This is a genomic window from Thermodesulfobacteriota bacterium, assembly GCA_036482575.1.
In the GTDB taxonomy this organism is placed as follows: Bacteria; Desulfobacterota; GWC2-55-46; order GWC2-55-46; family JAUVFY01; genus JAZGJJ01.
On the sequence record JAZGJJ010000132.1, the window covers coordinates 21745 to 28954 of the forward strand.

Consider the following 7210-nt stretch of genomic DNA (forward strand, 5'->3'; position numbering starts at 1 on the left):
CCTTACGTCGTTTCACCGTGGCGGCCGTTACTCCGCCGGTGTGCCTTCCCGCCCTTTCGCCTCCCTGTACACCCCGAGGAGTTTCAGGAACTCCTCCTTGCCGCTCGCTCCGGGCTCGGGAAGCGAGAGCTTCTTCCTGGCGGGCATAATGGGCTCTCCGAGCCTGCCGGTCTTTACGAACATGTCCCAGCCGCGCTTTACCTGCGGCGGGGTAACACCCCTCTTGGCCGCGAGCGTCCTGAGCGCGGTCATGGCGTTCTCGAAGCCGTAGTGCTGAAAGCATATCTCGAGGCAGTGGTGGCACTCGAGGCACTGCCAGATGTGCTTCGAGGTAATCCACTTCTCGTAGTCGCCCGCCAGTATGTCCTTTATGACGGCCCTCGGGTCGTAGCCCTCTATGTTCAGGGACGACGGGCAGATATGGTAGCACGCCTCGCAGCGCGCGCACATCTCAAGAAGCTTAAAATCCAGATGGGTGTCCAGCATGGTTAAAGCGCCCCCTCCACGTTAAGCTCCCCGGTGAGCGTGGCGGCCGGCGACGGCCTTGAGTGGCCGCGCTCCCACTTCTCAAGAAAGGGCCCTACGTCCACCCTGTGGTAGGAAAGGCCCATGTCTTCGGGTTGGAACCCCATGCCAAGCCCGATCAGGTCGGTAAGGTAGAGGACCGGTATACCGAACTTCTCGCCTTCCCTCTCCATCAGGAACTGGTTGTTGTCGAACTGCAAGTAGCACGACGGGCAGCAGAGGACCAGCGCGTCGGCGCCTATCCGCTTGAGCTCCCGGAGCTTTATCCTCGCCATGTGGAGCGCCATGTCGTGCTGGTCGACCCTGTCGAGCCCCTGGCCGCAGCACATGAGCTTCGTGGGGAACTCGAGACTCACCGCCCCGAGCGCCCTTATTATATTATCGAACTTCTTCGGCTCGAGCGGGTCGTCGTTCTTCAAGGCGTGTGACGGCCTCATCATGTGGCAGCCGTAGTGAATGGCGAACCTCATGCCGGAAAAATCCTTCTCTATCCTGGCCTTTATCGTGTTTACCCCGACCTCGTCGTGCAGGAAGGGCACGAGGTGGCTGAGCTTCGCCTCGCCCTTGAACTCGCGGCCGACCTCCTTAAGGAGACCGTTGACCTCCTCCTTCTTTCCCGGGTCGACCTTTAGCTCGCTCGCCACGGTGGCGAGGTTCGAGACGCACCCGGTGCACGGGCTTACTATGTCGAGTTCCATCTCGTCCACGATCGCCACGTTCCTTGCCGCGGTAAGGGTCCACAGCCCGTGGTCGACATTATTGACGAGTGATTTCTCCGGGCAGCACGTAAAGCCGTCGACCTCCCTGTAGGGCAGCCCCAGGGCGTCCATAACGACGCGCGTCGACTTCTCCAGGAACGGGAAGCGGCTCTGTATGGTACAGCCCCAAAATACCGCGAACTCTTTCATCTTTAACTCGTTTGGCTTAGGGCACTCGGCCTTCCCGCCGGTGTAGAGAGGCGGGAAGGCCGGATTTGCCGCAGTGTTTAAGTGGAAGTCTTTTTAACCGTTTTCCATGCCCGCCCCTTGAGTTACTGGCAGGGCCGCGGCACGGGGGTGGAGCTTAAAAACTCAGGCGGGCACGCAGGCGTCCGTGGGGCATACCTCGGCACACTTCGGTTCGTCGAAGTATTCCTTGCACTCAATGCACTTATCGGGGTCAATAATATATAGCGGGTCGCCTTCGGTTATGGCGTCCACCGGACACTCAGGCTCGCACACGCCGCAGGCCACGCAATCCTCTGTAATCTTAAGCGCCAACTCCCATCACCACCTTTCCCTTGTGTATACAGTATACAGTACTCAGAACTATTATACTAACCCAAACAAAGGTAAAATTCAAGGCTTTTTTTCAGGTCCGCGAAAGTTTTTTTGGGCCTTTTCTACGCGCACACAGGACTCTACGACAGGTTGAGCGCCAGGAGCCGCATCTCGGTCATCTCCTCCATTGCGTAGCGCACCCCTTCCCTGCCGAAGCCACTCTCCTTCACCCCGCCGTAGGGCATGTTGTCGGTCCGGAAGGTCGGGATGTCACCCGCCACGACCCCGCCTACCTCCAGCGTGTCGAAGGCGCGGAATATTTTTTTCGTGTCGCTCGTAAAGACTCCGGCCTGAAGCCCGTAGCGGGAACGGTTAACCTCCCTGAGCGCCGCCTCGAAGTCGTCGAAAGGCTCGAGCGTCGTGACCGGGGCGAATAGCTCCTCGCAAGAGACCTTCATCTCCGGGGTCGTGCCGGTAAGGACCGTCGGCTCGAAAATTTTCCCCTTTTCCTTTCCCTTTCCCCACCTCTTGCCGCCCGTAAGGAGCTCGGCCCCGCCGTCCAGGGCCTCCTTCACCCACTCTCCGGTCCTCTTGAGCGAGCCCTCGTCTATCATGGGCCCGACCTCTGTCGTCTCGTCCATCGGGTCGCCGAGTTTTAAGGTTTTAATATTCGCGACGAACTTGTCCTTGAACTCCGAAAACACCTTCCGGTGGACGTATATCCGCTGAACCGAGATACACACCTGTCCGGCGTAGGAGAAGGCGCCGACCGTGCATCTTTTAGCGGCGAACTCCAGGTCCGCGTCCTCGTGGACGATAACGCCCGCGTTGCCGCCAAGCTCCAAAGTAACCTTGATGCGCGCTGCCTTCTCCTTCAACCTCCAGCCCACCTCCGCACTCCCGGTAAAGGTGAGCTTTTTTACCCTCTCGTCGCCAAGCAGCTTCTCGACCAGAGGGCCCGGCGAAGGGACGACACTTATCGCTCCCTCCGGCCACCCGGCGCCTGCGACTATCTCTCCGAGCAGAAGCGCGCTTAGCGGGGTCTTGGTGGCGGGCTTTATGATTATCGGGCACCCGACGGCCATGGCCGGGGCGACCTTGTGGGCGACGAGGTTCAGCGGGAAGTTAAACGGGCTTATGCCGAGCACCGAACCTACCGGGCATCTTTTTACAAGCCCCACCCTTCCCTCGGCCCCTGGGATTATGTCGAGCGGGATTAGCTCGCCGCCGAGCCTCTTCGTCTCCTCAAGGGCCACCTGGAAGGTGTTCGCCGCGCGGGCGGCCTCCACCCGCGCGTCGGTTATGGGCTTTCCCGCTTCGAGCGCTATGGTGCGGGCTAAATCTTCCCGCCTCTCCTTCAAGCCATCGACCACCCGGCCTATGATCTCCGCCCTCTTATACGCGGGCAGTTTTTTTAACGTCTCGAAGGCCGCATCGGCGGAGGCGAGCGCGCGGTCGAGCTCCTCCTCGCCCCCGAGACACGTGGTCCCGACGACCTCGCCGTCGTAGGGGCTTAAGACCTGAAGCTCTTTGCCGGTCTTAAGCCACTCCCCTCCTACGAGTATCTTGGGGAAACTGGAAAAACAGTCCTTTGCCATGGTTGAAAATTATCAAAAAAGACGTGCGGGGTCAATTCAATAATCATTGTCCGGAAGGCAGCTCGGTGATATACTTTTTAAGGATAAAATTCACCGTAAGGAGTATAATCAATTCCTAAACTATTCGGAAACTTTTTTAACGGTAGCTCGGGACCTTGTCGCAAAATCCACCATAAGGAGTATCGCTTATCCCTCAGCTATTTGGAAACACCAAGGGCCTAAAATCCAGCCAGGTAAAGGCGCTTGAGCGGATCTACCGCCGCCGCATACCGCCCGAGCGCCTCGTAACCCCGGAACTCGGCAGATACATGACCGAGCTCTCCCAAGAGCTCAACCGCCAGATCGGAATAATCGTCGACCGGCGCGGCACGGTCGTTGCCGCCATCGTCGGCGACGAGAGAGAAATATTAATCCCGGAACTAAAACCGCTCGGAAGGAGCAGCCTCCGGGGCGTGAGGTGCGTCCACACCCACCTGAAGAACGAACCTCTCTCCACCGACGACCTCACGGACCTCGCACTTTTGCGTCTCGACATGATGGCCGCCATAGGGGTCGGCACAGACGGCCTCCCCTCGGACGTCCACACGGCCCACCTCCTGCCCTTTAGCCGCGAAGGGAAGACCTACGAGGTCGACCCGCCCCGCCCCTTCCACGCTCTCGACCTCGACATGGCCGCCTTCACCGAGGCGCTGGAGGGGGAGATGGGCAGGGCCCTGGTGCGTGACGTCGACGACAGGCGGGAGCGGGCAATACTGGTAAGCGTCGCCATGGCACCCAAAGACGAACAATTCGAGTCTCTCAATGAACTCGCCTCTCTTGCCGGGACGAGCGGCATCGTGGTGCTGGATAGGATGTGCCAGAGGCCGGGCAGGATAAACCCGCGCTACCTCATGGGCACGGGCAAGATAAAGGAGCTAATAATAAAAGCCCTTCAGGAAGAGGCCACCCTTTTGATATTCGACCAGGAGCTTAGTCCCACGCAGATAAGGGAGTTGGGCGAGATAACCGAACTAAAAGTAATAGACCGGACGCAGCTCATTCTCGACATCTTCGCCCGGCGCGCCCACTCGCGGGACGGCAAGGTGCAGGTCGAGCTCGCCCAGCTTAAGTACCTCCTCCCCAAGCTGACGGGCAAGGGCACCGCCCTTTCGCGGCTCATGGGAGGCATCGGAGGGAGGGGGCCCGGAGAGAGCAAGCTCGAGGTCGATAGAAGAAAGGTCGGAGACAGGATAAGCCACCTCGAAAAGGAGCTCAGGAGTCTCAGCCGGGGCAGGGAGCAGAGGAAGGGACGGCGGGCCCGGAGCGGCATACCGATAGTATCTATCGTCGGCTACACGAACGCGGGAAAGTCAACTCTCCTTAATGCGCTTACCAAAAGCAAGACGCTTGTGGAAGACAAACTCTTCGCCACGCTCGATACGGCCACGCGGCGCTTGAGGTTCCCCCGCGAGCGTGACGCGGTCATAACCGACACCGTGGGCTTTATCCGGCGCATGCCCGGGGAGCTTAAGAAGGCCTTTAAGGCCACGTTCGAGGAGATGCGGGACGCGGACCTGCTCCTGCACCTGGTAGACTCGGGAAGCCCGCTCCTCGAAGCGCAGATGGAGACGGTCGAGGGACTCCTTGAAGAGGTCGGCCTCTCCGAGATACCGAGGCTGGTCGTCCTGAACAAGATAGACCTCGTCGAGCCGGAGACGGCGAGGAACCTATCCCGGAGATACAACGCGGTGGCGATCTCCGCAACGGAGCCCGGAACGCTCGACGGACTCTTGAAGGTACTCGCCGGTAAGCTCTGGCCGGGGTAGGGGGGGGCACGGTTAATCACTTATAAGTGGCAACTGCCCCTGGTCATCAGTAGCAACCCGTTTGATCATATTCTCAACTGCTTTGTTCGCACGGATCCATAAAATACGCGTTCTTGGATTATGATTACGGAATACTCGAAATATCTCATCCACAAAAGCAGGCCCGACAGTCCTTACTCCTTTGAAGTCAAGAAATACTTCTTCAAAACGCTCGAAACGGGCTAACAAACGTCTCGCCTGTGACCGCGAAACCAAATTCTCGTCCCCATATTGAGCTAACAACACGGGCACATGTGTAGAACTGAAACTTAATGGATTCTCTATTGTTCCATGCTTGTCAAACACCTCCCTTGAGGTACGCTTAGAATGTGGGCTGATTTTCATGGCCACAAAAGTTCCTTTATTTTTTTCCTCATGGTCTTCGAGCAACCAATCATCACCCGGTTCGTCATGCTGGAAAAAGAGCCGCCCCGAGAGCATCGAGAAGTTATCGAACATGCGCGAACTAAAAAAAATCCCTTCGCCGGTGTGTGTCTCCGGCTGGGTTGTAAGCTTCCCTTTTGCCAACTCAAGGATGGCATGGCGCTCATCATCTAACCGTAAAGCCTTTGTAATCTTATTGAAAACCCCCACCCCGTCATCTCTTACATCTATCTCAATCATTGCAGGGGTATAGTTTATTCCAATGGATACATTTGAGCCCTCGGAGTGCTCGATAACATTATTAAATATCTCCGTGAACCCATAATGGCATATATCCAAAACATTCTCGGGAACTCCCGTTAGTAACGGTTCCACACGTTCACGCCACACCTTATCCTCTTGTAGAGTGGATACGATGGGGAAATGCTCTATCTTCTCAACTAAAGGAGCTAAACTGTACCGCCTGTTGCGAGTGCTCCCCGTAGCTATAAGCGCACCATCGCTTACTAACTGACGCAAATGCCTGTTAGCTGCCTGCCTGGAAATATCAAACTTTTCACAAACAAAACGAGCAATATCTCCGGAATGATCGGATATATGCTTTATTATAAACTGCTTTACGGTATCGCCTTTTTGCTTTCTTTTAGACATGTTTTTATCGTCGCCAGATGGAGGATTTACTGTCAACATCGAACAACCTTATTGTAAACCAAAAACCTGCATATTGTCAACTTAAAAACATCTATTGTAAACATTAAGAGCATGCCAGCAGAATTAGTGCCTACAAATCATATGGTTATCAAAGATACAAAAAGGGCCCCTCACCCCTCAAGCCCCGAGAGCTTTACCCCTACGAGCCTCACCTTTTTGGTGAACTCGACCCTCTCCAGCGCCTCTAACGCCGACTTCCAGATCGAGTTCAGCGAATCGGTCGCGTCGTGTACGGTATAGGACCTCGTAATCGTCTGGAAGTCGGCGTAGCGTATCTTAAGCGTGACGGTCCGGCACTTCCTCTTCCTCTCCCTGAGCCGTCCGGCCGCGTCTTTGGTTAGCTCGTAGAGCGTCCCCTTCAATAAATGCCTGTCCCCGGTATCCCGCTCGAAGGTAAGCTCCCGACTTATCGACTGCGGCTCGTGGAAGGGGACGACCGGGCTCTCGTCGATGCCGCGCGAGTGGTCGTGGAGCATCCTGCCGAAGGACGGCCCGAAAGTCCGCTCGAGGTAGAGGAGTTGGGCCTCCCGGAGCTCGCCGACGGTCTTCATGCCGATCTCTTTAAGCCGCGCCTCGGTCTTCGGCCCCACGCCCCAGAGGCTCCTGACCGGAAGGGGACGGAGGACCTTTTCCACCTCCTTCTCCCTTATGACCGAAAAGCCGTCGGGTTTCTTGAGCTCGCTCGCCATCTTGGAGAGGAGCTTATTCGGCGCTATCCCCACCGAGCAGGTGAGCCCGAGATCCTTCCTGACCCGTTTCTTTATCTCCCTCGCTATATCGAGCGCTTTAGTAAAAACGGTTTTCTCTTCCCCCCCCTCCCCCCCTTCCTCGGCCTCCCCCCCTTCCACCTCCAGAAACGCCTCGTCGAGGCCGAACGATTCGACAAGCG

At 57.0% G+C, this 7210-nt stretch carries 7 protein-coding genes; 1 reads left to right on the forward strand and 6 read right to left on the reverse strand.

Annotated features, from left to right (window positions below; all coding sequences use genetic code 11):
- Positions 1 to 27: 27 nt before the first annotated feature.
- From V3W31_05945 to V3W31_05960, 4 genes are all read right to left on the reverse strand, one after another.
- A complete protein-coding gene (locus V3W31_05945) occupies positions 28 to 486 on the reverse strand; it encodes a 4Fe-4S dicluster domain-containing protein (GenBank protein MEE9614482.1) in 459 nt (152 codons plus the stop codon).
- Positions 487 to 488: 2 nt separating this feature from the next.
- A complete protein-coding gene (locus tag V3W31_05950; GenBank protein ID MEE9614483.1) occupies positions 489 to 1433 on the reverse strand; it encodes a CoB--CoM heterodisulfide reductase iron-sulfur subunit B family protein in 945 nt (314 codons plus the stop codon).
- Between the two features lie 162 nt (positions 1434 to 1595).
- On the reverse strand, positions 1596 to 1784 hold the full coding sequence (locus V3W31_05955; GenBank protein ID MEE9614484.1) for a 4Fe-4S binding protein: 189 nt from the start codon (positions 1782 to 1784) through the stop codon (positions 1596 to 1598).
- A 140-nt stretch (positions 1785 to 1924) separates the two neighbouring features.
- On the reverse strand, positions 1925 to 3382 hold the full coding sequence (locus V3W31_05960) for an aldehyde dehydrogenase family protein (GenBank protein MEE9614485.1): 1458 nt from the start codon (positions 3380 to 3382) through the stop codon (positions 1925 to 1927).
- Between the two features lie 308 nt (positions 3383 to 3690).
- Here V3W31_05960 and hflX point away from each other — a divergent pair, with 308 nt between their 5' ends.
- A complete protein-coding gene (gene hflX / locus V3W31_05965; protein MEE9614486.1) occupies positions 3691 to 5187 on the forward strand; it encodes a GTPase HflX in 1497 nt (498 codons plus the stop codon).
- Positions 5188 to 5199: 12 nt separating this feature from the next.
- On the opposite strand, the gene V3W31_05970 is transcribed toward hflX, so the two are convergent.
- Both V3W31_05970 and V3W31_05975 read right to left on the reverse strand, forming a co-directional pair.
- Positions 5200 to 6300, reverse strand: coding sequence for a DUF4325 domain-containing protein (locus V3W31_05970; protein ID MEE9614487.1), 1101 nt, complete (start codon positions 6298 to 6300; stop codon positions 5200 to 5202).
- 131 nt (positions 6301 to 6431) lie between these two features.
- On the reverse strand, positions 6432 to 7210 hold a 779-nt coding region (locus V3W31_05975; GenBank protein MEE9614488.1), incomplete at its 5' end, for a DNA polymerase IV.

Bases quoted from the DNA above. Each gene is read 5' to 3' on its own strand.
- V3W31_05945 (MEE9614482.1), bottom strand. From the start codon at position 486: ATGCTGGACACCCATCTGGATTTTAAGCTTCTTGAGATGTGCGCGCGC.
- V3W31_05950 (MEE9614483.1), bottom strand. From the start codon at position 1,433: ATGAAAGAGTTCGCGGTATTTTGGGGCTGTACCATACAGAGCCGCTTC.
- V3W31_05960 (MEE9614485.1), bottom strand. From the start codon at position 3,382: ATGGCAAAGGACTGTTTTTCCAGTTTCCCCAAGATACTCGTAGGAGGG.
- hflX (MEE9614486.1), top strand. From the start codon at position 3,691: ATGACCGAGCTCTCCCAAGAGCTCAACCGCCAGATCGGAATAATCGTC.
- V3W31_05970 (MEE9614487.1), bottom strand. From the start codon at position 6,300: ATGTTGACAGTAAATCCTCCATCTGGCGACGATAAAAACATGTCTAAA.